This window comes from Campylobacter sp. CFSAN093226 (assembly GCF_012897595.1).
In the GTDB taxonomy this organism is placed as follows: domain Bacteria; phylum Campylobacterota; class Campylobacteria; order Campylobacterales; family Campylobacteraceae; genus Campylobacter_D; species Campylobacter_D jejuni.
On record NZ_CP040608.1, the window covers coordinates 1,658,408 to 1,681,003 of the forward strand.

Annotated in this window: 23 protein-coding genes, 4 tRNA genes and 1 pseudogene; 9 read left to right on the forward strand and 19 right to left on the reverse strand. The window is 32.9% G+C overall.

All coding sequences use genetic code 11. The annotated features are described in order from the left end of the window. Position 1: 1 nt before the first annotated feature. The 7 genes from FBF02_RS08610 to rsmA all read right to left on the reverse strand — a co-directional run bounded on the left by FBF02_RS08610 (position 2) and on the right by rsmA (position 5,552). Positions 2 to 283, reverse strand: a complete 282-nt coding sequence (locus FBF02_RS08610) for a 50S ribosomal protein L23 (RefSeq protein ID WP_002851441.1) — start codon at positions 281 to 283, stop codon at positions 2 to 4. Between the two features lie 2 nt (positions 284 to 285). Beyond that, positions 286 to 900, reverse strand: coding sequence for a 50S ribosomal protein L4 (gene rplD / locus FBF02_RS08615; RefSeq protein WP_002851146.1), 615 nt, complete (start codon positions 898 to 900; stop codon positions 286 to 288). Next, positions 897 to 1,472: a 50S ribosomal protein L3 gene (gene rplC / locus FBF02_RS08620; protein WP_002864792.1), complete on the reverse strand. Its 576-nt coding sequence runs from the start codon at positions 1,470 to 1,472 to the stop codon at positions 897 to 899. Before rplC ends, rplD begins: the two co-directional genes overlap by 4 nt. A 9-nt stretch (positions 1,473 to 1,481) precedes the next feature. Then, positions 1,482 to 1,793, reverse strand: coding sequence for a 30S ribosomal protein S10 (gene rpsJ / locus FBF02_RS08625; protein WP_002779353.1), 312 nt, complete (start codon positions 1,791 to 1,793; stop codon positions 1,482 to 1,484). A gap of 198 nt (positions 1,794 to 1,991) precedes the next feature. Beyond that, positions 1,992 to 2,753: a pseudouridine synthase gene (locus tag FBF02_RS08630; RefSeq protein ID WP_002853086.1), complete on the reverse strand. Its 762-nt coding sequence runs from the start codon at positions 2,751 to 2,753 to the stop codon at positions 1,992 to 1,994. Between the two features lie 35 nt (positions 2,754 to 2,788). Further along, the gene (locus FBF02_RS08635; RefSeq protein WP_002864793.1) at positions 2,789 to 4,783 is read right to left on the reverse strand and encodes a ribonuclease J; all 1,995 of its coding nucleotides are present in this window, start codon (positions 4,781 to 4,783) and stop codon (positions 2,789 to 2,791) included. Then, the gene (gene rsmA, locus FBF02_RS08640) at positions 4,752 to 5,552 is read right to left on the reverse strand and encodes a 16S rRNA (adenine(1518)-N(6)/adenine(1519)-N(6))-dimethyltransferase RsmA (RefSeq protein ID WP_002853083.1); all 801 of its coding nucleotides are present in this window, start codon (positions 5,550 to 5,552) and stop codon (positions 4,752 to 4,754) included. Before rsmA ends, FBF02_RS08635 begins: the two co-directional genes overlap by 32 nt. An 81-nt stretch (positions 5,553 to 5,633) precedes the next feature. Between rsmA and FBF02_RS08645 the strand changes: the two genes are divergently transcribed. Genes FBF02_RS08645 through FBF02_RS08655 form a run of 3 tightly spaced genes read left to right on the forward strand, consistent with a single transcriptional unit; the run spans position 5,634 to position 7,358 of the window. Continuing rightward, the gene (locus FBF02_RS08645) at positions 5,634 to 6,170 is read left to right on the forward strand and encodes a purine-nucleoside phosphorylase (protein ID WP_002853142.1); all 537 of its coding nucleotides are present in this window, start codon (positions 5,634 to 5,636) and stop codon (positions 6,168 to 6,170) included. A 22-nt stretch (positions 6,171 to 6,192) separates the two neighbouring features. After that, positions 6,193 to 7,263 carry a 23S rRNA (adenine(2503)-C(2))-methyltransferase RlmN gene (rlmN, locus tag FBF02_RS08650; protein WP_002853156.1) on the forward strand — a complete coding sequence of 357 codons (1,071 nt, stop codon included), beginning with the start codon at positions 6,193 to 6,195 and terminating at the stop codon, positions 7,261 to 7,263. After that, complete coding sequence (locus FBF02_RS08655) at positions 7,260 to 7,358, forward strand: hypothetical protein (RefSeq protein WP_002860136.1); 99 nt, start codon at positions 7,260 to 7,262, stop codon at positions 7,356 to 7,358. The genes rlmN and FBF02_RS08655 overlap by 4 nt, the downstream gene beginning before the upstream one ends. A gap of 13 nt (positions 7,359 to 7,371) precedes the next feature. Here FBF02_RS08655 and FBF02_RS08660 read toward each other — a convergent pair. Continuing rightward, positions 7,372 to 7,448: transfer RNA gene (locus FBF02_RS08660), tRNA-Met, on the reverse strand. 135 nt (positions 7,449 to 7,583) lie between these two features. Between FBF02_RS08660 and FBF02_RS08665 the strand changes: the two genes are divergently transcribed. From FBF02_RS08665 to FBF02_RS08680, 4 genes are all read left to right on the forward strand, one after another. Beyond that, positions 7,584 to 7,671 (forward strand) — tRNA-Ser (locus FBF02_RS08665). Positions 7,672 to 7,717: 46 nt separating this feature from the next. Next, positions 7,718 to 7,793, forward strand: a tRNA-Ala gene (locus tag FBF02_RS08670). 3 nt (positions 7,794 to 7,796) lie between these two features. Then, positions 7,797 to 7,872 (forward strand) — tRNA-Val (locus FBF02_RS08675). Positions 7,873 to 7,899: 27 nt separating this feature from the next. Then, positions 7,900 to 8,430 (forward strand): GNAT family N-acetyltransferase, encoded by a 531-nt coding sequence (locus FBF02_RS08680; RefSeq protein ID WP_002853140.1) that lies wholly within the window; start codon positions 7,900 to 7,902, stop codon positions 8,428 to 8,430. Here FBF02_RS08680 and leuD read toward each other — a convergent pair. From leuD to leuA, 4 genes are read right to left on the reverse strand one after another with little or no spacing between them, the layout of a single operon-like run. After that, entirely contained in the window at positions 8,410 to 9,012 is a 603-nt protein-coding gene (leuD, locus tag FBF02_RS08685) for a 3-isopropylmalate dehydratase small subunit (protein WP_002853150.1), read from the reverse strand. The two genes, FBF02_RS08680 and leuD, sit on opposite strands and share 21 nt — an antisense overlap. Before the next feature lies 1 nt (position 9,013). Continuing rightward, positions 9,014 to 10,426, reverse strand: coding sequence for a 3-isopropylmalate dehydratase large subunit (leuC, locus tag FBF02_RS08690; RefSeq protein ID WP_079254410.1), 1,413 nt, complete (start codon positions 10,424 to 10,426; stop codon positions 9,014 to 9,016). Next, positions 10,413 to 11,489: a 3-isopropylmalate dehydrogenase gene (gene leuB, locus FBF02_RS08695; protein ID WP_002858793.1), complete on the reverse strand. Its 1,077-nt coding sequence runs from the start codon at positions 11,487 to 11,489 to the stop codon at positions 10,413 to 10,415. The genes leuC and leuB overlap by 14 nt, the downstream gene beginning before the upstream one ends. Then, positions 11,486 to 13,021 carry a 2-isopropylmalate synthase gene (gene leuA / locus FBF02_RS08700; protein WP_002853134.1) on the reverse strand — a complete coding sequence of 512 codons (1,536 nt, stop codon included), beginning with the start codon at positions 13,019 to 13,021 and terminating at the stop codon, positions 11,486 to 11,488. Before leuA ends, leuB begins: the two co-directional genes overlap by 4 nt. Positions 13,022 to 13,340: 319 nt before the next feature. On the opposite strand from leuA, the gene FBF02_RS08705 reads away from it, so the two are divergent. Next, positions 13,341 to 13,970 (forward strand): hypothetical protein, encoded by a 630-nt coding sequence (locus FBF02_RS08705; RefSeq protein WP_002853105.1) that lies wholly within the window; start codon positions 13,341 to 13,343, stop codon positions 13,968 to 13,970. Between the two features lie 23 nt (positions 13,971 to 13,993). Here the strand turns inward: FBF02_RS08705 and FBF02_RS08710 are convergent, their stop codons facing one another. The 3 genes and pseudogenes from FBF02_RS08710 to queF all read right to left on the reverse strand — a co-directional run bounded on the left by FBF02_RS08710 (position 13,994) and on the right by queF (position 15,772). Continuing rightward, positions 13,994 to 14,638 (reverse strand): outer membrane beta-barrel protein, encoded by a 645-nt coding sequence (locus tag FBF02_RS08710; RefSeq protein WP_002853127.1) that lies wholly within the window; start codon positions 14,636 to 14,638, stop codon positions 13,994 to 13,996. A gap of 245 nt (positions 14,639 to 14,883) precedes the next feature. Then, positions 14,884 to 15,212, reverse strand: a pseudogene (locus FBF02_RS08715) (PepSY-like domain-containing protein). A gap of 176 nt (positions 15,213 to 15,388) precedes the next feature. After that, the gene (gene queF / locus FBF02_RS08720) at positions 15,389 to 15,772 is read right to left on the reverse strand and encodes a preQ(1) synthase (protein ID WP_002834281.1); all 384 of its coding nucleotides are present in this window, start codon (positions 15,770 to 15,772) and stop codon (positions 15,389 to 15,391) included. A 159-nt stretch (positions 15,773 to 15,931) separates the two neighbouring features. On the opposite strand from queF, the gene FBF02_RS08725 reads away from it, so the two are divergent. Beyond that, positions 15,932 to 16,531 (forward strand): NAD(P)/FAD-dependent oxidoreductase, encoded by a 600-nt coding sequence (locus tag FBF02_RS08725; RefSeq protein WP_002853070.1) that lies wholly within the window; start codon positions 15,932 to 15,934, stop codon positions 16,529 to 16,531. Between the two features lie 4 nt (positions 16,532 to 16,535). Here the strand turns inward: FBF02_RS08725 and metA are convergent, their stop codons facing one another. From metA to ruvC, 4 genes are all read right to left on the reverse strand, one after another. After that, complete coding sequence (gene metA / locus FBF02_RS08730) at positions 16,536 to 17,417, reverse strand: homoserine O-succinyltransferase (RefSeq protein ID WP_002783526.1); 882 nt, start codon at positions 17,415 to 17,417, stop codon at positions 16,536 to 16,538. A gap of 82 nt (positions 17,418 to 17,499) precedes the next feature. Next, a complete protein-coding gene (locus tag FBF02_RS08735; protein WP_002928291.1) occupies positions 17,500 to 18,771 on the reverse strand; it encodes an O-acetylhomoserine aminocarboxypropyltransferase/cysteine synthase in 1,272 nt (423 codons plus the stop codon). A 425-nt stretch (positions 18,772 to 19,196) separates the two neighbouring features. Further along, a complete protein-coding gene (gene flgE, locus FBF02_RS08740) occupies positions 19,197 to 21,815 on the reverse strand; it encodes a flagellar hook protein FlgE (protein ID WP_002928289.1) in 2,619 nt (872 codons plus the stop codon). Positions 21,816 to 22,018: 203 nt separating this feature from the next. Next, positions 22,019 to 22,501 carry a crossover junction endodeoxyribonuclease RuvC gene (ruvC, locus tag FBF02_RS08745; RefSeq protein ID WP_079264929.1) on the reverse strand — a complete coding sequence of 161 codons (483 nt, stop codon included), beginning with the start codon at positions 22,499 to 22,501 and terminating at the stop codon, positions 22,019 to 22,021. Between the last annotated feature and the right edge of the window lie 95 nt (positions 22,502 to 22,596).

Below are 22,596 nucleotides of genomic sequence, written 5' to 3' on the forward strand. Positions count from 1 at the left end.
CTTAAGCCTCCGTATTTTCTAAGCTAACACCTTCAGGTAGCTTAACATAGAATTTTTTGTAATTGTTTCTTTGACCTAAACGACCTCTAAAACGCTTAATTTTTCCATCCATTCTTAAGGAATTGATGCTTTTTGGAGTTACACCAAAATACTCTTTTAAAACCGCTTTTAAGCCTGTTTTAGTCATTTTTGGCGAAGTTTGAATAACTACGACACCTTGCTCTTGCAAATTCAAACTTTTTTCTGTGTAAAGTATAGTCTTTATATCAGTAATATCTGCCATAATTATCCCTCTTTTGTAATAGATTCTAACACTGATTTTTCCATAATAACAGCATTAAATACAGATACTAAATAAGCATTTACTTCAGTTACATCAACTACATAGCAATTTGCTAAATTTCTGTAAGCTAAAAGTGTTTTTTCATCTAGTAAATCTTTAACGATTAAAGCATCTTTGACGCCAAGTTTTTTAATCACAGCGTTTGCATCTTTTGTTTTACCACTTTCAATAGCCAAAGAATCAGCAGTAAATAACACACCTTTAGCTGCTTTATCTGCTAAAGCTCTTTCAAGCGCCAATCTTTTTTGTTTTTTATTTACTTTTTGGAAGTAGTTTCTTTCATTTGTTGGACCAAAAGCAACCGCACCGCCTACCCAAACGTTAGTTCTTGTTGAACCCGCTCTAGCACCGCCACGACCTTTTTGTCTCCAAGGTTTTTTACCACCACCACTTACATCACTTCTACCTTTAGTATGAGCTGTATTTGCTCTTAAACTTGCAAGGTAAGATTTTACATACAAGTAAAGATTGTGTGGATTTACTTCCGCATATTTTGAAGGTAAATCAAGTTCACCTGCTTTTTCTAATTTATCATTTAAAACAACTACTTTACTCATTTTGCAATCCTTATTTTACCCATGGCACCATTATAACCTGGTACTGCACCTTTAACTACTAAAATTTTATTTTCAGCATCATAAGATACAACTTCGTTTTTAATGGTCACTTTAGTATTTCCATAGTGTCCTGCCATTTTCATACCTGGTTGAACACGACCTGGCCATTCTCTATTACCAATAGATCCATGGCGTCTATGAAATCTCGAACCGTGACTTGCTGGACCCCCTGCGAAGTTATGTCTTTTCATAACACCGCTATAACCTCTACCTTTAGTGTTAAAGCTTACTTTTAAAATTTTTGCTTCATTTAATGGAGTTTCATCTAAATCTCCTGCTTCAGTATTTGCTACTTCTAAAGTCGCAAATCTATTGTATTCTGCAGAAAGATTGTATTTTTTTTGTTGTCCTGCGACACATTTATTACTTGCTTTACCTTTTGGATATGCTACTAAAGCCTTTCCGCCTTCAACTTCACATACTTTTGCATTTACAACTCTTAGTAAAGTTACAGCGATACTTGGATTAGTAATTGTTCTGCTCATTCCAATTTTTTCTACAATATATTCCATATCTTATCCTTACTTACCCATAGCTCTTACTTCAACGCTTACTTCTGGCGCTAAATCAAGCTTCGTTAAAGAATCAACTGTATCTGGAGTCGCTGCTACTATATCTAGCATACGCGCGTGAATTCTTATTTCAAACTGCTCACGAGAATCTTTGTTAATGTGTGGAGATTTTAAAACTGTATAGCGTTTGATTTTAGTAGGCATTGGTATCGGACCTCTAATATCCGCACCTGTTCTTTTAACAGCTTCTACGATTGCTGCAACTGTTCTGTCTAGTACTCGATGGTCATAAGCTTTTAGCTTAAGCCTAATTCTTTCCATAATATTTCCTTTAAAAAGAACTCGTTAGTTAAAAACTAACCAAATTTATAAAAATTGAAATGAGAGTATATAAAATCTTGTTTTCAAAGTCAAGGAATTTGATGAAATTTTTCTATTATTTTCCTTTTAAAAAGGATAAAAATAGAATTTTTAGAATTTAAAAATTATCATTATTTTTTAAATTTTTGTATATAATGGTCAATATCTTATTTCATTAAATTTTAAAAAATCTCTTAATTTTTCATATTCGCCATTTTCTAAATAACGATGTTTTCCCGCCTTCAACATACCAAGATCTAAAGCCCCAAAAGCAACACGCTTAAGATCCATGACTTCAAGATCAAAATGTCCAAAAAAGCGTCTAAGCTCTCTATTTTTACCTTCATTTATAACCACTCTAAGCTTAGTATAGCCTCCACTTGATCCAAAAATTTCAAAGTCTATAAAAGGAGCAAAACTCATAGAGGTAATTTTAGTTTTTGCATGTGCGCCTTTTTTTTCATTTTTAATCTCAAGTCCATTTTGCATGGCTTCGATGACTTGTTTGCTCACCGTGCCTTTAACTTTAAGGTAGTATTCTCTTTCTAAATCGCTATGCATTAAAGCATCGGCAATCACAGGAGAATCTGTAAGCAAAAGTAAGCCTTCACTTGCATAATCCAGCCTACCTACGCTAAGCCAAGTACTAAATTGTCTTGGCAAGGTATCATATATAGTTTTTCTTCCACGATCGTCTTTTTTACTGACAATTTCACCTTTTTGTTTATGGTAGATTATCACGCTAAATTGCGTTCTTTTTTGTACTCTTTTACCTTTAACAAAAACTTTATCATCAAATTTAACTTCATCGCTTAAAAGGGCAATTTTGTTGTTTATTTTTACTAAGCCTTGTTTGATAAGTTCATCGGCTTCACGGCGTGAATAGCGGGTGTTATGGGATATAAATTTATTAATTCTCATTTGATCTTCCTTAAAAAGGGCGTTTTTGCCCTTTTTTACATTACAAAAATAGTTGGAACTATGGTTGGGTATTTTTTAATCTTTCTAAAGATGTGTTTTCTTAAAACTTGGCGGATTTGATTTTCTAAAAATCTTGGATCATTGAGTACTTCATCTTTAACATTGATGAAAAATTGTCCTAAAACTTCAGCCATATCTTTGCTAAAAGCATGATCGTGTTTGTCAGCTACTAGCCCATAGCTAAATACTCTTGGTTTGTTGATCAGTGTTTTTGTAGCTTTGTCAATTTGTGCGATAATAACTACTATACCACTATCTGCAAGTTTTTGGCGATCTATAACTACATCATCGGCGATTTGTTTGTTGATTTGATTATCTACAAAAACTTTACCTGTTTTTACGGTTTTTATGCGTTTGACATATTTTTGGCAAAGTTCTACTTGATCGCCATCACTCATAAGATAAATATTTCTTTCAGGGATACCGCACTTCATCGCTGTTTCTTTGTGTTTGGTGATGTGATTGTATTCTCCATGAACTGGTAGGAAAAATTTAGGCTTAGTAAGGGTTAGCATAAGCTTTTGCTCTTCTATACTAGCGTGTCCGCTTACATGAATTTCACTAAATTCTTGATACGCTACTTTAGCTCCTGCTTTTAAAAGATAGTCAAGCACCGCAGAAACACTTGCTTCATTTCCTGGTATGGCTTTAGCTGAAATAATCACTTGATCTGTAGGTTTGATTTTTATAAATTTATGCTCATCAGTTGCCATTCTATAAAGCGCACTCATGGTTTCGCCTTGACTTCCTGTAGTTACGATAAGCACTTCATTGTCTTTATATTTGCTTACTTCATCAGCATCGATGAAAATTTTTCTATCAAGTTTGATGTAGCCTAATTCCATAGTGGTATAAAGATTTCTTTCCATAGAACGACCGATCACACAAACTTTTCTACCGTATTTTAAACCATAAGTGATAGCTTGATAAACGCGGTGGATATTAGAACTAAAAGTACTCATGATCACCCTGCCTTTGGTACGTGCAAAGATTTGATCAAAAGTTGGCCCTACGGAGCTTTCACTTTTTGTATAACCTTCTTTGTACGAATTTGTACTATCGCTTAAAAGACATAAAACCCCTTCTTCTCCATAATGTGCCAAACGTCCTAAGTCTGTTGGATAGCCATCGATTGGAGTTTGATCAATTTTAAAATCACCTGTGTGGATAATCGTTCCTGCTTTTGTTTTGATCGCAAGCGCTGAAGCATCAATGATAGAATGCGTGATGTGGATCCACTCTATATCAAATTCGCCTATCTCATAAACACGGCGTTTTTCTACAGGGCGAAACCATTTGCGTTCTGCTTTTAAGCCATGTTCTTCAAATTTGTTTGAAATCATTCCTAAAGCCAAAGGTGTAGCGTAGATAGGAAATTGGAATTCTTTAAAGAAATAAGGCACTGCACCGATATGATCTTCGTGTGCATGAGTGATCACTATACCACGAATTTTATCTTTAATTTTTCTTACATAGTCAAAATCAGGGATGATAATATCTACCCCATGCATAGTTCCATCAGGAAAACTCATACCTATATCTACTATAATTGCATCTTTATTGGTTTCAAAAACACTGATATTTCCACCAATTTCTCCTAAACCTCCTAAAGGAGTGATGCGGATTTTATGCTCGCTAGAATTATTATATTTTAAAGGGTGTAAGCGGTTTTCATGTGAAATACGGTTAGCTTCTATGCATTCTGCAAGAGCGATTTGCCAATCTTCATTACCTGTGAGTTTTGAAGGAAGATTGCGATTTTTCTTCTTTTTTTTCTCAGTTTTATTTTCTGAGTTTTCAGAATTTTCCTTGTTGGAATTTTGATCAATTTTTGGAGTATCATTTTCATTTTGCAAAGAATCAGCTAATTTTTTTCTACGATTTTTATATTTATAGCGTTTATTGTTTTTTGAATTTGAGTTCGGATTTTGTTCGTTTTTATTTATCTCTTTGTTTTCGTCCATATTCATCCTTTAATTTGTCATAAATTTTAAGGTATAAATCAACGCAAATTTCATGTGGTCTGATGTTTTCTTTTAAGCCAAGAGTGCTTAAAACTTCTAAAACTTTTGCTTTATATGTTTTTAAATTTCCTAAGAGTTGTTTTCTAGGAGCTTTAAAACAATCTTTTAGAAAATTTTTGAAATTTTCTATTTCGCAAAGTTCATCAAAATCCTTAGTTTTAATCAAACTCATCACCGCTGACATAACTTTTGGTGGAGGATTAAAACATTGTGGATCAACATCAAAAAGTATTTTTCTTTCGCAAATCATTGCACTTAAAACACCTAAGGAAGAAAACTCACTATTTCCTTCTTTAGCGCAGAATTTTTCAGCCATTTCCCTTTGTGCCATTACAATAAGCCCTAGACAATTTTTATCTTCTAAAGCTTTTAATATAATGTGACTTGCAACATAATAAGGCAAATTTGCAACCAAAAAATATGGTTTTTCATCAAGACTAGGATTAAAAGCTTCGCTTGCGTCTTGATGGATCAAGTTAAATTTTCCACATTCAAGTTCTTTTTGAAATTTCTTTTTTAAAATAGGTATGAGATCATTATCGATTTCATAAGCTTTTACTTGAGAAATTTTTAAAAGTTCTTGCGTTAAATCACCTAAGCCAGGCCCAATCTCAATGATATTGTTCATCTCTTTGGGTATGGCTTGGATGATTTTTGCTAATACGCTTTTATCGATTAAAAAATTTTGTCCGTATTGTTTTTTTGCTTTAACCATAAGAAATAATTTTATCTAAAAATTCTTAATTAAGTCTTTTTAGGTAGAATTATTTTTTGTAAAAATTTCATAAGGATCAAAATGATTATTTGTGCGGGTGGAAATGAAAATTTTTCTTTTGCAAAAGCTATAGGCATAGGTTTGGTTGAATCAGCTTTTCATTTGAGTCAACTTTGCTTCAAAGAAAAACCATCAAAACTTATATTTATAGGAACTTGTGGGCTTTATGATAAGGGAGAGATTTTAGAAATTTATAGAAGTTCGCACGCTTTTAATGTAGAATTTTCTAAAATTTCACATGCATTTTATACTCCTGCAAAATATGAAATTTGCTTAGAAAAAGAAAATGTTTCTCGTGAAACAATAAAAATCAATTCTTCAAATTATATTTGTCAAAATTCAAAAGCGGCAAAAGAATTTTCAAAATTAGGTTTTTTTGCAGAAAATATGGAAGCCTTTTCTGTTTTGAGCGTAGCTAAAAATTTAAATATTGATGCAGAGTGTATTTTGTGTGCAACAAATTTTTGTAATGAAAACGCTCACGAAGATTTTATAAAAAATCATCAAAAGGCAAAAGAAAACTTAGAAGAATACTTAAAAAAATATCATTATATTTAAAAATTCAAAAAGGAAAATAATTTTGAAAGAGCTTGTTAATATTTTAGATTTTTTACCTGAAGAATTAGGAGAAAAAATCAAACCGATGTTTCGCGTGAAACAAATTTATCAATGGATTTATCAAAAATATGCCAATAATTTTTCCGATATGTCAAGTTTGCCAAAAGATTTGCGTTTAGAACTTGCGCAAAATTTTCATTTTTCTCCTGTAAAATGCGTTAAAAATGAGCAAAGTAAAGATGGAAGTATAAAATATCTTTTTGAACTTATCGATGGTTTAAGGGTAGAAAGTGTGCTTTTGCCTATGAAAGAAGAAAAAATAGACGCAGAAGGCAAAAGAATTTCTCATGCGAGATATACTATCTGTGTTTCTTCTCAAGTAGGTTGTAAAAGTGGATGTAGTTTTTGTCTTACTGCCAAGGGTGGTTTGAAAAGAAATTTAAGTGCAGGTGAGATAGTCGGACAAATTTTATGGATCAAAAAACAAAACAATATCCCTTATGAACGCCGTGTAAATATAGTATATATGGGTATGGGCGAGCCTTTGGATAATCTTAAAAATGTTTCTAAAGCGGTAAAAATTTTAGCGCAAAATGAGGGACTTGCTATAAGTCCTCGCCGTCAAACCATCAGTACTAGCGGTTTGGCAAAACAAATCAAAGAATTAGGTCAAATGAATTTAGGTGTTTTACTTGCTATATCATTGCATGCGGTTAATGATGAGCTTCGAACCGAACTTATGCCTATCAATAAAGCTTATAATATCGCTGCGATTATGGATGCGGTGCGTGAATTTCCTATAGATCAAAGAAAAAGAGTGATGTTTGAATATCTTTTAATTGATGGTATCAATGATAAGCTTGAACACGCTAAAGAATTAGTCAAGCTTTTAAATGGCATTAAAGCCAAAGTGAATTTAATACTCTTTAATCCACATGAAGGAAGTTTATATAAACGCCCTAGTTTAGAAAATGCGATTAAATTCCAAGATTTACTAAGTAATAAAGGTGTAACTTGTACTATAAGAGAAAGTAAAGGACTTGATATCTCAGCTGCTTGTGGACAGCTTAAAGAAAGGGCAAAAGAACAATGACGATGTTAGATATTTTCGAAATCATTTTTATAACAACTGTTGTAATTATAGGTTTTGGTGGAATTGTTTTTGTAGTAACAAAAGAAAAAAAATAATTATTACATTTAATGGTGTCAAGGGGGAGACTTGAACTCCCGACCTCCGGCTTATGAGACCAGCGCTCTAACCAGCTGAGCTACCCTGACTAAAAATAAAAATATAATTATACTACTTTTTACTAAAAATTTTCTGATTTTTAAAAAAAATAATTTTATTTTCAATATTTAAAAAATTTCTTTATTTTTAAAGCTTTTATAGATATAATGAACGCTTTATTTCATAGACAGGTGTCCGAGCGGTTGAAGGAGCACGCCTGGAACGCGTGTAAAGTGCAAGCTTTCGAGGGTTCGAATCCCTTCCTGTCTGCCATCAAATAAACTTTAAGGCAAACTAAGTTATAATACAAACTTCATTTGGGGCATTAGCTCAGCTGGGAGAGCACAACGCTGGCAGCGTTGGGGTCAGCGGTTCGAACCCGCTATGCTCCACCATATGGTTCCGTAGCTCAGCTGGTAGAGCACTACCTTGACATGGTAGTGGCCGTTGGTTCAAGTCCAATCGGAGCCACCATCACCCTTCCTTATACAAAGGATTATCATGCAAAACACTATCATACAAAAAGCCGTCAATAAAGATTTAAATTCTATACTTGAAATCACAAAAGATGCTTTAAATGCTATGAAAACTATGAATTTTCACCAATGGGATGAGAATTATCCAAATGAAATAGTTTTTCAAGAAGATATACAAGCACAAGAACTTTATGTGTTTAAAGAAAATGATGAAATTTTAGGCTTTATCTGTATCAATGAAAAATTTAAACCTGAATTTTACAAACAAGTTATTTTTAACAAAAATTATGATGATAAAGCCTTTTATCTACACCGTTTAGCTGTCAAACAAAATGCAAAAGGCAAAGGCGTGGCACAAAAACTTTTAAATTTTTGCGAAAATTTTGCCTTGGAAAATCACAAGGCAAGTTTAAGAGCAGATACTCATAGTAAAAATTTTCCTATGAATTCGCTTTTTAAAAAGCTTGATTTTAATTTTTGTGGAAACTTTGACATACCTAATTACCAAGATCCTTTTTTAGCTTATGAAAAAATTCTAAACCAAAAAGCTTTTTGAGTTTTTTTCATAGGCTTTGATTTGTGCTTCATGTTTTAAAGTTAAAGCTATATTATCAAGCCCTTCCAAAAGACAAATTCTGTGAAAATCATCTAAATCAAAAGAAAAAATCTTATCTTTAAAAAATACTCTTTTTTCCAACAAAGAAATTTCTATATTTTTATCTTGGGATTTTTTTAACTCATCAACTATTTCCAAAACCTCATCTTTAGCAAGTTCTATAGTGAGCAAACCGTTTCCTAAGGCATTGTTTTTAAAAATATCCGCAAAAGAAGGTGCGATAATAGCTCTAATACCATAATCAACCAAAGCCCAAGGCGCATGCTCTCTTGAAGAGCCACTACCAAAATTTTCAAAACTCACCAAAATAGAGCTATTTTGATATTCTTTTTTATTGAGATTAAAATCCATATTTAAAACACTTTCTTTATCATCTAAATAACGCAAATCATGGAACAAATGCTTGCCAAAACCTTGCTTAGACACTGCAAGTAAAAATTGCTTAGGTATAATTTGATCTGTGTCTATATTGGCATATTCTAAAGGACAAGCTATACCTTTGTGTATAATAAATTTTTGCATATTAAACTCCTAAATACTTTCTATTATCACAAATAACACCTTCTATGGCACAAGCTGCTGCACTTGCAGGACTCATCAAATGAGTGATAGAACCTTTACCTTGTCTGCCTACAAAGTTACGATTTGAAGTTGAAGCAACTCTTTGACCTGAATTTGCTTTGTCATCATTCATACCAAGACACATAGAACACCCTGCATATCTCCACTCACACCCTGCCTCGATAAAAATCTTATCAAGTCCTAAATTTTCAGCTTCTTTTCTTACTTGCATTGAACCAGGCACGATTAAAGCTTTAACATTTTTATGAATTTTGAGCCCTTTTAAGATATCAGCAGCTATTTTAAGATCTTCTAAACGCCCATTTGTGCAAGATCCTATAAATACAATGTCGATTTTTACCCCTTCTATAACTTGATCTTGCTCTAAATTTACATAATATAAAGCATCAAGCAAAGATTTTTGCTCGCTTTGATTTTTAAAATCACTTATTTTTGGAATTTTTTCATCTATGCCAATCACTTGCGAAGGATTTGTTCCATAGCTAATTTGTGGTTTTATCTTGCTTACATCTAGAGTAATACTCGCATCATATTTTGCTCCTTCATCACTTCTTAAACTCTTCCAATACTCACAATACTTTTGAAATTCTTCTCCTTTAGGTGCAAATTCCTTTCCCTTAATATACTCAAAAGTGATCTCATCAGGAGCTATCATACCTACTTTCGCTCCAAATTCTATAGCCATATTACAAAGAGTCATTCTAGCTTCCATGCTTAGATTTCTTATAAGTTCTCCGCAAAATTCTATAGCATAGCCTGTGCCTTTTGCTGTGCCGTATTGTGCGATCAAATACAAAATCAAATCCTTAGTATAAACGCCTTTTTGAAACTGCCCTTTACATTCGATTTTCATAGTTTTAAGTTTGGCTTGTTTTAAAGTTTGCGTTGCCATGACATGCTCTACTTCACTCGTGCCTATACCAAAGGCTAAAGCTCCAAAAGCCCCATGTGTTGCCGTATGAGAATCCCCGCAAACTAAAGTAACCCCAGGTAAAGTAAAGCCAAGCTCAGGACCTACTATATGAACTATGCCTTGATTTTTATCTCCAAGTCCTAAAAGCCTTACTCCAAATTCCTTAGTATTTTGCATCAAAGTTGTAATTTGCTCTTTTGCCATATCAGAACAAGCATTTAAATCCATACTTTTAGTTGAAACATCATGATCTATAGTAGCCAAAGTTAAATCCGCTCTTGCCATTCTACGCTTAGCCATTTTAAGCCCTGAAAATGCTTGAGGGCTTGTTACTTCATGGATTAAATGTCTATCGATATAAAGTATAGGAAGTTCGTTTTTGCCTTCATAAACCACATGAGCATCAAAGACTTTTTCATATAAAGTTTTAGCCATTGTCATTCTCCTTTAAAATTTCTAAAATACAATCCCCCATTTCATCGGTATTTAAATACGACTTAGCATTTAAATCCTTAGTCATTTTTCCTTGTGCCAATGCCAAAGATATAGCATTTTCTATATCCTGTGCGGCTTGTTCTTCTTTGAAACTATACTTTAACATCAAAGCCGCACTTAAAATTTGAGCTATGGGATTGGCTATATTTAAATGAGCTATATCAGGCGCACTTCCACCTGCTGGCTCATAAAGTCCAAAACCTTTATCATTCAAACTTGCTGAACTTAACAAACCCAAAGATCCATTAATGGCAGCTAACTCATCACTCAAAATATCACCAAAAAGATTTGAACAAAGCATAACATCAAAAATGCTAGGATTTTTTACAATCTGCATCGCAGCATTATCCACATACATGTACTCTAAGTTTATATCTTGATAATCTTTTGCAACATTTGCCACCACTTCTCGCCACAAAATAGAACTTGCTAAAACATTCGCCTTGTCGATTAAATGGACTTTTTTCTTTCTTATTCTTGCACTTTCAAAAGCGATACGAGCTATCCTTTCTATCTCTTTTTTAGTGTAAATTTCAGTATCATACGCACTTTCTTTACCTAAATCCTGCTTACCAAAATAAATCCCACCTGTAAGCTCTCTAACACATAAAATATCCACTCCTTTTTGGATAATCTCATTTTTTAAAGGTGAAGCATGGGTTAAACTTTCATAAATTTTACAAGGACGCAAATTTGCAAACAAATTAAAATGCTTTCTTAAAGGCAAAAGCGAGGCTCTTTCAGGTCTTTGATCTATGGGCAAATTATCCCATTTAGGCCCACCCACAGAACCAAATAAAATCGCATCACTTTGCTCACAAAGCTTTAAAGTTTCATCACTTAAAGCCACTCCATAAGCATCTATACTTGCACCGCCTATTTTAGCTTCATTAAATTCAAAACTAAAATTGTATTTTTGTGCGATAAAAGTTAAAATTTTTAAAGCCTCTTTCATCACCAAAGGCCCTATGCCATCTCCTGCTAAAACAGCTACTTTATAAGTTTTCATGCCATTTTCCTTTCTTCTACTTTTAAAGAGCGATAAATCGCATTGTAAGCACTCACAAAAGCTTGTGCTGAAGCTTCTATCACATCTGTTGAAAGTCCTTTTCCATGGAATTTTCTCCCTTTAAATTCCAAATCTACATCCACTTGCCCTTGAGCATCTACTCCTGAACTTTTTGCATTGATACTATAAGCTTTTAGCGCAGGCTTTAAATTCGTTATCCTAGCAATGCAGTTAAAAACTGCTTCAACAGGACCATTTCCTGTGCAAGCTTCAGTTTTTAGCTCTTCTTTGATACGCATACAAACACAAGCAGTTGGGATATTTCCACTGATCACACTTAATTTTTCAAGCACAAATTCATTTTCTTCTTCACTCTCATAACTTAAAAACATCAAAGCTTCTAAATCATAATCATATACTTGACCCTTTTTATCCGCAAGGCGTAAAAAACGCTCATAAACATCATCTAAATTATAAGTATTTTCATCATAGCCTAAATTTTCAAGGCAAGTTTTTATCATAGCCCTTCCACTTCTTGCTGTCATTAACATACGATTTTCATGAATTCCTATGGCACTAGGGCTTATGATCTCGTAAGTTTGCCTATTTTTAAGCACTCCATCTTGATGAATGCCTGAACTATGAGAAAACGCATTGCTACCCACTATAGCTTTATGTGAAGGTATGCTTTCATTAGTGATAGCTGAAACCAATTTTGAAGTTTTAAAGATATTTTCACATTTAATATCAGTATAAAAACCTTTTAAATAATCTTTTCTAGTTTTTATCGCCATAACCACTTCTTCTAAAGCACAATTGCCCGCCCTTTCGCCAAGTCCATTTATAGTGCACTCTATCTGTCTTGCACCTTGTAAAATAGCACTTAAACTATTGCCCGTTGCCATACCTAAGTCATTGTGACAATGCACAGAAATAATAGCTTTGTCTATATTTGGCACTTTGTTAAATAAAATTTTGATGATATTAGCAAATTCGCTTGGCAGAGTATAGCCTACGGTATCTGGGATATTTATAGTTTTAGCACCTGCTTTTATCGCATTTTCCACCATAAAACAAAGATTATCTATAGGCGTTCTTCCTGCATCTTCGCATGAAAATTCTACATCATCAGTATAAGATCTTGCTCTTATAATCGCTCTTTTTGCCATAGACAAAATTTCATCAAAATCTTTTTTTAATTTATCTTGCATATGCAAAGTCGAAGTGGCTATAAAAGTATGAATTCTAAAATGCTTTGCCACTTTTAAAGCTTCATAAGCCATATCTATATCTTTATCCAATGCTCTAGAAAGTGCACAAATAGTTGAGTTTTTAACCTTAGAAGCGATCTTTTGCACCGCTTTAAAATCCCCTTGTGAAGATACCGGAAAACCTGCTTCTATAACATCTACGCCTAAATTTTCAAGCGCTAAAGCGATTTGTAATTTTTGATTGATACCCAAAGAACTGCCTAAAGCTTGTTCTCCATCTCGCAAAGTGGTATCAAAGATTATGATTTTATTATCTTTCATGATTTAATCCTTTAAAACCAAACAGACTGAATGAATTAAAAATTCAAAAACTTAACAACAACAATAAAAAATTAAAAATGTAAAAAATGATTAAAAATAAAATTGAGTTTTAGAGTGAGAGTTGCAGTAGCAGATTAAAAGTATTGTCTTTACTTTTTTGTTGAACTGAATTTGAAATTTCAAAAATTTGTTTCATCTTTTCCTCCTTTGTTAAAATTAATACTTAATGTATCATATTTTTAGTAAATGTGTTTGTAAAATTCTTAAATTAAGAAAATTATTGATATAATTGTAATTTTAAGTAACAAAAAGGAAGTTGATGTTAAAAGAACTCTTAGAGATTAAAAAAGAAATGGAACCTGTTATCCACGAAGCCAATGTGAAATTAAATGTCCTAGCTCGTGAAGTCATAGTCCGAAAAAAAGAATACGAAATTTATGGGCCTATGGTAGATCGTGTTTATCTTGATAATGCCATTTATGTTAAAGTTATGTCAAGTGGACGCGATGTAAAAACAGACAATGTGACTATAAAAAATGGTTTTTATATGGTTTTTGTTGCCCCTGAAAAAGAAAGTACAAAAGATATCAAAAATAAACTCAAAGTAGCTTATGAAGGACTTGATAACAAATTTATCGCTACACTTATACGATCTTGCCAACGCTTTAAAGAGATCATAAACAAAACCCAAGCTACACTTGCTAAAGCTTCTAAAATGAATGTGGTAGTAAAAACGAATTTAGGTGAAGCAAGTGCTGCTCTAAAATTTAACATCACTATAGAATATACTAAAGAGAATCAAAAACTCACTCGTGAAAATTCAAAATCAGCAGGAAGTTTCAGAGATACTAAAACTTATATCAATCTTGTAGTAGAAAAAAATACAGATTCTCAAATTTGTGAAAAACTACTTGATGATGTTGAAAAATACTTTATCGGTGGAGGTTGAAATCCTACCGATAAAATACTTCATTAAAATTTATAAGTATAGCCCAAGTATAAGCCGTAATTTGTTTGTCTTGGATCGTATAAATTTGATCCTATAGCTTTTTGATAAAAATCTCTTGTATTATATTCGATTTTCTCTACTTTAAAACCTGCTTCGATTTCATTAGAAGCACCTAGCTCAAATATAGCACCGATTTTAACTCCATACACAAAACCATCAAATTTTTGAGATAAAGACAATAAGGATGTTTTTAAATCAAGATTTGTTTTTGCATAACCCAAATATCCACCTGCAACAGCTCTTACTCTTTCAAAAATTTTTGGAGTAAAATCATAACCCATCAAGAATTTATGCGTACTAAAATCACTTTCAATTTTAAGTTTAGGAGTTCTTATAATATCGCTAAATTCATCAGAATAATTATAAGCAAGATATAATCTATGCAAATCATTAAAACGATAACCCGCTTTTAAACCCAAAATAGGAATACTGCTAGACAAATCGCCATTAAAAACAGCACCGGTTTGATTGTGTTTTAAATTTCCTTGAACTTTAGTTTGAACATAAGCTGCATCCGCACCTATAAAAAAGCCTGATTTTTCTTCAGCAAAAGCCGAGCTTGAAAACAATGCTATACCTGCAATAATGCTTAAAAACTTTTTATTCATGGTTTGCCTCCTTGAATAGAATTTTGAGGTGATATTGTATTATATTGATAATTAGTATAGTATTATTTTTATTACTTTTTCATTTTTTCTAATATTATGTAAGGATTTTGTTTACAAATTTAAAAAAAAATCAGCTTTAAAATACTTGTAAATTTATATTTGTTAAAAAACTATGCAATTAGGAATCTAAAAAAGAGCGAAAACACAGAGTGGATTTCACTCTTTGTAAAAAGTTCAAATCAAAATCAATTATCAAATTCTTGGCCTAAAAAATTACCATTGCGATCAAAATAAAGCTCCATATAATTGTTAAGCTTGATTTCATAACCATACGCTTCCCAATCCATATCTACGATAAAAGCACCTGGATAGAGATTTTGAATTTGACTGGTAATATTTTTGGCAAGCCATTAAAATGATCTTGTGGTGGCACAGCATATTGCGGATATACAGGATACGAAGTAGCAGGCGCAGGCGCAACTGCAGAGGTTTGGGCTGAAACATTAGAAATTGTATTTGCACTTGCAAGTATGGCAGAACATGCTAAAATGACAGGGATAAATTTTACTTTCATTTCTTCTTCCTTAAAATGTTTTAGTAAGTGCAAGTTTATGCTTTTTTTGTGAAGTGAGCGTGAAAGAGAAATAAAAATATTTTAAAAATAGCTATAAATTTAAGATATCAAATAAATTTTTAAACTTTTGCACTTTCAAAAGCTATTTAAAACTTTAAAATGCAAAAGCTTTGTCTTTATTTTGGTACTACCATATCGCTACGACATTCTATGACTGTGTGTACATTTCCGCGCGGATTAAAATCCCCTACTACTTTAATCCATTTTGGCTTGAGTTTGTCTTTTAGAGTATTATAAATTTCATTGATACTTGCTTCATGTGAAACATTTCTATACATAAAAGTATTGATATAAAGTTTTATCGCTTTAAGCTCAACCACAAATTTATCAGGCATATACTCAAGATAAATCGTTGCAAAATCAGGATAACCTGAACGCGGACAACAACACATAAATTCAGGCAAGGTGATTTTAATGATATAGTCATTTTTAGCATCATTTGGCCAAATTTCCATATTTTCTACATCAAATTCTTTAATTTCTTTTTCACCATAACGCATGAGCTTTCCTTATTGAAAATTTTTAGAAAATTATATAAAAAATTACTTTTAGAGCAATTGAAAAATAAACATTTTTAGCAAATTGCATAAAAAAGACAAATATTATATTAAATAAAGCTTTTTATACTAGAATAAGGCAAATCTTTCAAAAGGAAAAAAATGAAAAAATCAATTGCAATTATAGGCGGTAGCATCGCAGGACTTAGCGCGGCTTTATTTTTCGCTTCAGCTAAAAATGAAGAACTTGACTTTGATATCACTGTTTTTGATGAGGGTAAAGCAGATTTAAAAGCAGCAGCAATTTACAATGTTCCTTTTTTCCCAAAAGGTGCAAAAGCAGATGAAATTTACACTCACATAAAAGCACAAATTGCTTCTATGCTCGAAGTAAAATACATCGATTCAAAAGTAGTAAGCATAAGCGGAGAAAAAGGAGATTTTACTGTTAATGATGAGCAAGGCTTGGGTATAAAAGCAGATTATATCATCGTAGCAACAGGGGCAAACAAAAGCGATATCAAAGAACTTGAAGATTTTGTAATACCGCATGAGCTTATGCCAAAACCAAACAAATTTTGCTTCAAACATCACGGGAGACAGATTATCAAAGAAGGAATTTACGCAGCAGGACTTGCTTCAGGTGTTACGACTATGGTAGCTTGCGCGATGGGAAGTGCCAATGAAGCAGCTTGCGCGATTTTAAGCGATATCAAAGGTGCAGTAAGCGTATATCACGATACACCTACTACAAGAGTTTAAATCATCAAAGCACAAAAGGTGTGCTTTGATACACATCATAATTGAGCCAATTTGCAAAAATGGTATTTGCATTTGAACGCCAATTGTATTTTATATTGCCCTTTTTATCATAATAATTTTTAGCTTTTTGTATGAAATTATCTCTTACATATTCTTGATGTAAAGTCTCTTTAAAATATTCCAAATGCCCTAAAATAAAAATATTCTTTTCATCTCTTAATAAAGCCGAACCGATTTTTTTATTTCTAAGCAAAATTTTTAATTTCCCTTGTTTTTGTAGTGCTAAAATTTGCTCTTCATCCATGCTAGAATGTCTTGAATGAGGCATTAAAACCTTTTCATCTAAATTTGTTAAAAGCAGATCAGGCGAAACTTTATCATGCTTATAGACTCCAAAAATTTTCTTATCTAAAGAGATTTTATCCACACCATAAAAGTATTTTAAAGCAGCCATGGCACCCCAACAAATATACATAGAACTTGTTACATTTTGCTTTAAAAAATCAAAAATTTCTAGCAATTCTTCCCAGTAAGCAACCTTTTCAAAATCCATTTGTTCCACAGGAGCTCCCGTAACGATAGCACCGTCAAATTTATGTTTTTTAACCTCTTCAAGACCCTTGTAAAATTTTTCCAAATGAGTAAAAGGAGTATTTTTACCCACATAGCTAGTCGTGGCTAAAAGTGTGATATTTACTTGCAAAGGAGAATTTGCAAGTAAGCTTAGAATTTGATTTTCTGTTTCAATTTTTTTTGGCATAAGATTGACAATCAAAATTTCTTGCGGCCTGATATCTTGATGCTTTGCTCTCCTTAATCCCATGATAAAAGCATGCTCTTTTAAAAGCTCATAAGCGGGTATATTTTCTGGAATAATCAGTGGCATTTTTTCTCCTTTATTTAATAAACCTTATTTATGATAAAGCATGGTGGAATTTTTATCTCATTCACTCAATGCAAACACACTTTTAACTTTCTATAGCTTGTTTTAAATCCGCTATCAAATCATCGCTATTTTCAAGTCCTATGCTTAAGCGTATAGTAGCTTTCGTAATGCCTGCTTTTTGGAGTTCTTCTTCGCTTAGTTGTGAATGAGTAGTAGAAGCAGGATGGATGATCAAAGACTTGCTATCACCCAAATTTGCAGCAAGTAAGAAAAGTTGAGTTTTATCACAAATTCTTCTAGCATGCTCATAATCTTTAGCTTCAAAGCTTAAAAGCCCGCTAGCAAAATTTTTATCAAAATATTTTTTAAATAAATTATGATAAGCATTACTTGCTAAAGTAGGATAATTTACGCCCTTGATATCAGGATGAGAATTTAAAAAATTCGCAACTTTTTCAGCATTTTGACTGTGTTTTTCTATACGCACTGCCAAGGTTTCAAGTCCTTGTAAAAGTAACCAAGCATTTTGAGGTGCTAAGCTAGCTCCTAGATCTCTAAGCCAAGTGATGATGACTCTAATACTAAAAATCGGCAAATCAAGTGTATTTAAATTCAGTCCATGATAACTTGGATCAGGAGTGTTAAAAACTTTATATCTATCGTTATTTTTAAGCAAGTCGTTTAAATCTTTTCTTTCTATAAGTGCTCCACCTAAAGCACTGCCTTGACCGCTTACATATTTACTTAAACTATGCACGATTACATCCACGCCATGTTTAAAAGGTTGGAGTAAGAAAGGAGTAGCAACGGTATTATCACAAATGCTAACGATTTTATGTTTTTTTGCTATTTGGCTTATTTTTTCTATATCAGCTATGGCAATTTGAGGATTTGAAAGACTTTCGAAAAAAATCGCTTTTGTGTTTTGATCTATAACTTTTTCCAAGCTATCTAAATCATCGATATCAAATTCCCTAGCTTCTATGCCAAAATTTTTAAGTGTGTGAGAAATTAAAGTTTGAGTCCCACCATAAATTTTGTTCGAATACGCGACATTATCTCCCGAACTTGCTAAATTGATAAGAGCATAAAAACAAGCTGCCATACCGCTAGCAACAGGAATTCCAAAAGCCCCTCCTTCGACATTAGCAAGTCTTTGTCCTAAAACATCGCTTGTAGGATTGCTAAGTCTTGAGTAAATATTGCCAAGTTCTTGAAGATTAAACCTTGCTGCAGCTTGATCCAAATTTTCAAAATTATACGCAGTGTTTTGATATATAGGCACACTAATACTTCTTTGAGTATCAAAATTATAAGCTCCGTGTAATGCTAAAGTTTCTTTATTGAAATTCATTTTTTATCCTTATTGTGTCAATGAAAAAATGTTAAAAAGCTTTTTATCGGCTTTAAACTAGGCTATTTGAAAATGTAAATTTATAGAATATGAGTATATACGAGTAGATTAAGCGTGCCAAGCACGCATACAGAAAGAAGAAAGCATTAAATTAAAACTAATATAAGACATTTTTTCTCCTTTCTAAAAAATTATTGATTATTCTATCTTTAAAAAATAAAATTAAAATTAAATTTTAAAAAATTTATATCACATTGCTTAAAATTTTATTGCAACTCACCCCCTAGCAAGAGTGAGTTAGCAATAAATTGAAGGCAGTTCAAGCCTAAGCCTAGTATTACAAGACTACCAAGATAGGCTTGTAAAGCAAGGCTTGCTCCCTTAAGGGAGCAAAAAACAATATTTTATAGAATACTAAGCTTAAATTATTGTTTAAGCTGGATTAGAGTTTGAAGCATTTGATCACTCGTTGAAATGGTTTTTGAATTTGCTTGATAACCTCTTTGAATGATAATAAGCTCTGTTAAAGAACGACTTAAATCCACATTTGACATTTCAAGAGCTGAGGTTTTCATTTCACCACGACCTCCTGTTCCTGCTTCACCTACTACGATATTACCACTATTTGCAGTGACTTTAAAAAGATTTCCACCAATTTCCTCAAGACCTGAGTTATTTGCCACTGAAGCCATTGCTATTTTTGCTACAGCAAAGGTTTTGCCATTAGTAAATTCACCTAAGATATTACCTTTGTCATCCACACGGATAGCATCAGGTTTTAAGTTACCTGAAGTATAACCATCAGTTGCCTGTCCTGTTAGAGTTGAAGCAGAATTTGAGCTTACAAGGCCGTCATTGCTTCCACTTGTTCCAAAGGAAAGTTTGATTTGTTGATTTGGTGCGGCACCATTATTTGGTGAAAAATTTATCGTTCTTGGATTATAATTTGACAAAGATCCATCATTATTAAATCTTGCTGTTCCTACGATGATATTATTTGGTCCTTCGCCTGTAGTGTTAATTTCTGCAGGTTCGGGTACACGGATGATCATTTGCCATTCATTACCCCCATCTTGAGTGGTGCTTTGCTTAACAAACTGCACTTCTAAAGTATGTTTTGAACCTAAGGAATCATAAATTTCAAGTCCTGCTGAAAAAGCAGAAAGTTTTAGAAGTTCACTTTGCTTAACCTGATTGCCTGCAGGGAAAGAACCATCAAGTCCTTTAAAGATTTTAGTAAAAGCATCATTAGTGCTTACTGTTCCTCTTTCATCTGTATAAGCAGTGATATTGAAATTCATATTATGAGGGCCAAAATTCAATGGTCCTTGACCACCTGGAGCAGTAAGTGTTGGACTATTTGAAGTTTTATTAACATTTGTAAGAGAAAAAGCTCCTGAAGAATTTACTACAACTTTAACATTTTCATTGACATCTGCTGCAGCAAATTTTCCACTTCCATCATAATCAACCCCATATCTAGCATCTCTTTGTAAAAGCTCTCTTAAATCTTCGGTAGTGTGAAAAGTCCTTATATTGGTATTTAATAAAGAACCATTCATTACTGCATTATAATAATTTTGCGAACCTATAGTAGCAGCATCTGTACCATTCCAAGCAGGAGGTTGTGCATTTGTACCTGGAATATAAGTAAAACCTCCATCAGGATTATACATAGGAGGAAGAGTTTGAGGCGAAGAACTATAGATATATTTATGCGCTGTTATTATTTGGGCATTTGCTGGACCTGTAAATTGAATTTGGGTAATTGGCCCGGGATTAGGTGGAGCTGGAGTCAAATTCTGTCCAGTAGCAGTCCATAAAGAAGAACCATTTTTATTAATAGTAGGCCGCTGAGCACCGTTACCTTGGTTAAAACTAAATGTTTGAGTATTATTATTCCATTCAGCATTCCAAAGTTCACCTGCTGTATTGTTAGCATTAACTACAAGATTGATATTTTTCATATTATCTGTAGTGCCATCGGCATTATCATTGACAAAATCTATACCCGAGCCATCTGCATTTTTAACCGCTCTTACTCCTGTTCCCTGTCTTGCATCCGTTGGTGCGGTAAAGGTATTGATATAAGCGATAGCCTCATCTATACTGCCTATAGTATCATTTTGAATAACAACTCCATTAATCACTATATCTAATCTTGTCTTTTGATTACCATTGCCCCAAAAAGCAGCAGTTTGATTTTGTTGTAAATTTGGATTAAAAGCATTATAACCTAAAGAATTTGTAGAATATTTAGCATCCGCATAAGATACCCAAATCCCTTGTCCATCTCTTAAATTTAAACCCTGTCCATTAGCATTAAAAAGTGATCCTGCATCCACACCCTTTTCCGTCACTTCTACAGCATTTTTAGAAGTCGTATAAAACTGAGTAGTTCCTGTATCATTTTCATCTTTAGTTTCACCTGTTTTTTGATTAAAACCATGCACAGAATCAAGAGAATACAAAGGACGACTTGCTGTTCCTATATTTAAACCACTATTTAAATTCGCTTTGATGGCTACTTCTGTGGATTGCGCTGCAGGGATATGCATACCGGGATCGATAAAAATGTTTTGTGGAGTTCTTGAACTATCTATACTTTGAGTATCCCAGTTGATATTCCACCCTTGGACAACAAAACCTGCATTATTAACAAAATTTCCATAAGCATCGAGTTTAAAATCCCCGCTCCTTGTAAGATAGTTTGTAAGACCACCATCATCACTCACCATAAAAAAACCATCACCATTTATAGCCACATCAGTGTTTTTATCTGTGGTTTGAACTGAACCTTGAGAATGAATTCTAGTTGTAGAACTTACTGAAACGCCAAGACCGATTTGAAGTGGATTAGATCCGCCTCTTCCATCAGTTGGAGCTGTAGCGATTTTCACAGTTTGGCTAAACATGGTTCCAAAATCTGCACGAGAGTATTTAAAACCAGTGGTATTAACATTTGAAATGTTATTACCTTCAACATCCATCGCAACTTGATGTGCTTGTAGTCCGCTTACGCCAGACCAAAGTGATCTCATCATCTTAAATCCTTTATAAAATATTGCTTTAAAAAATTTAACGCTTTGGCTTTAAAAAACTTTTGCGTTTATGTGAAGTTTACAAGCAAGTTCTGTTCCAACTTTTGAAATTTTTTATGAATTTTTTAAAAATTTATAGAAAAAATTTAAAGGTATTTTGGGAGTTTATGAAGCTTTGGGCTTTTGTGTAATAAAAATTACTAAAATCACACCCTAACTCTTAAATTTGCTGCATGGGTTAAAGCTACTGCAATAGCATCTGTGATATCCAAAGGCTTGATATCTTTACTAAGTCTTAAAAGCCTTTTTACCATAAAAGCAACTTGTTCTTTAGTTGCTTTGGCTTTTCCTGTAACGGCTTTTTTTACTTGTAAGGGAGTGTATTCTGCAAAATCTCCATGAATTTGAAGAATTTTTAAAGATAGGGCTCCGCGAAATTGTGCGAGTTTTAAAACGGTTTTTGGATTGTAAGCAAAAAAGATATCTTCTATAGCCACCTCATCAAAAGAATGATTTTTAAAAATCAAGTCCAAACCCTCGCAAAGCTCTGTGATTTGATACTGTAAGGTACTTGGCTTTATCTTTATAAGTCCTGCTTCTATGAGAATGTTTTTTCCTTTGTCAGCTTCTATGATAGCATAACCACAATTTCTCGAACCTGGATCTATACCTAAAATTTTCAAATTCATACCTTTTGAAAAATAAAATACAAAAGCGGATTTTAACCTTTTTTTATAAAATTTAAGATAAAATTTATACATTATGCAAAATTTAAAGAGAGATT

Excerpts from the sequence above, each read along its gene's own strand:
- ruvC (WP_079264929.1), bottom strand. The coding sequence starts at position 22,501 with ATGAATTTGAAAATTTTAGGTATAGATCCAGGTTCGAGAAATTGTGGT.
- queF (WP_002834281.1), bottom strand. The coding sequence starts at position 15,772 with ATGCGTTATGGTGAAAAAGAAATTAAAGAATTTGATGTAGAAAATATG.
- rpsJ (WP_002779353.1), bottom strand. The coding sequence starts at position 1,793 with ATGGAAAGAATTAGGCTTAAGCTAAAAGCTTATGACCATCGAGTACTA.
- FBF02_RS08705 (WP_002853105.1), top strand. The coding sequence starts at position 13,341 with ATGTTAAAAGAACTCTTAGAGATTAAAAAAGAAATGGAACCTGTTATC.
- FBF02_RS08735 (WP_002928291.1), bottom strand. The coding sequence starts at position 18,771 with ATGAATTTCAATAAAGAAACTTTAGCATTACACGGAGCTTATAATTTT.
- FBF02_RS08655 (WP_002860136.1), top strand. The coding sequence starts at position 7,260 with ATGACGATGTTAGATATTTTCGAAATCATTTTTATAACAACTGTTGTA.
- FBF02_RS08710 (WP_002853127.1), bottom strand. The coding sequence starts at position 14,638 with ATGAATAAAAAGTTTTTAAGCATTATTGCAGGTATAGCATTGTTTTCA.
- FBF02_RS08680 (WP_002853140.1), top strand. The coding sequence starts at position 7,900 with ATGCAAAACACTATCATACAAAAAGCCGTCAATAAAGATTTAAATTCT.
- flgE (WP_002928289.1), bottom strand. The coding sequence starts at position 21,815 with ATGATGAGATCACTTTGGTCTGGCGTAAGCGGACTACAAGCACATCAA.
- leuB (WP_002858793.1), bottom strand. The coding sequence starts at position 11,489 with ATGAAAACTTATAAAGTAGCTGTTTTAGCAGGAGATGGCATAGGGCCT.
- rplD (WP_002851146.1), bottom strand. The coding sequence starts at position 900 with ATGAGTAAAGTAGTTGTTTTAAATGATAAATTAGAAAAAGCAGGTGAA.
- FBF02_RS08725 (WP_002853070.1), top strand. The coding sequence starts at position 15,932 with ATGAAAAAATCAATTGCAATTATAGGCGGTAGCATCGCAGGACTTAGC.
- FBF02_RS08610 (WP_002851441.1), bottom strand. The coding sequence starts at position 283 with ATGGCAGATATTACTGATATAAAGACTATACTTTACACAGAAAAAAGT.
- rsmA (WP_002853083.1), bottom strand. The coding sequence starts at position 5,552 with ATGGTTAAAGCAAAAAAACAATACGGACAAAATTTTTTAATCGATAAA.
- FBF02_RS08635 (WP_002864793.1), bottom strand. The coding sequence starts at position 4,783 with ATGAATATGGACGAAAACAAAGAGATAAATAAAAACGAACAAAATCCG.
- leuA (WP_002853134.1), bottom strand. The coding sequence starts at position 13,021 with ATGAAAGATAATAAAATCATAATCTTTGATACCACTTTGCGAGATGGA.
- leuC (WP_079254410.1), bottom strand. The coding sequence starts at position 10,426 with ATGACAATGGCTAAAACTTTATATGAAAAAGTCTTTGATGCTCATGTG.
- FBF02_RS08630 (WP_002853086.1), bottom strand. The coding sequence starts at position 2,753 with ATGAGAATTAATAAATTTATATCCCATAACACCCGCTATTCACGCCGT.
- rplC (WP_002864792.1), bottom strand. The coding sequence starts at position 1,472 with ATGGAATATATTGTAGAAAAAATTGGAATGAGCAGAACAATTACTAAT.
- leuD (WP_002853150.1), bottom strand. The coding sequence starts at position 9,012 with ATGCAAAAATTTATTATACACAAAGGTATAGCTTGTCCTTTAGAATAT.
- FBF02_RS08645 (WP_002853142.1), top strand. The coding sequence starts at position 5,634 with ATGATTATTTGTGCGGGTGGAAATGAAAATTTTTCTTTTGCAAAAGCT.
- metA (WP_002783526.1), bottom strand. The coding sequence starts at position 17,417 with ATGCCACTGATTATTCCAGAAAATATACCCGCTTATGAGCTTTTAAAA.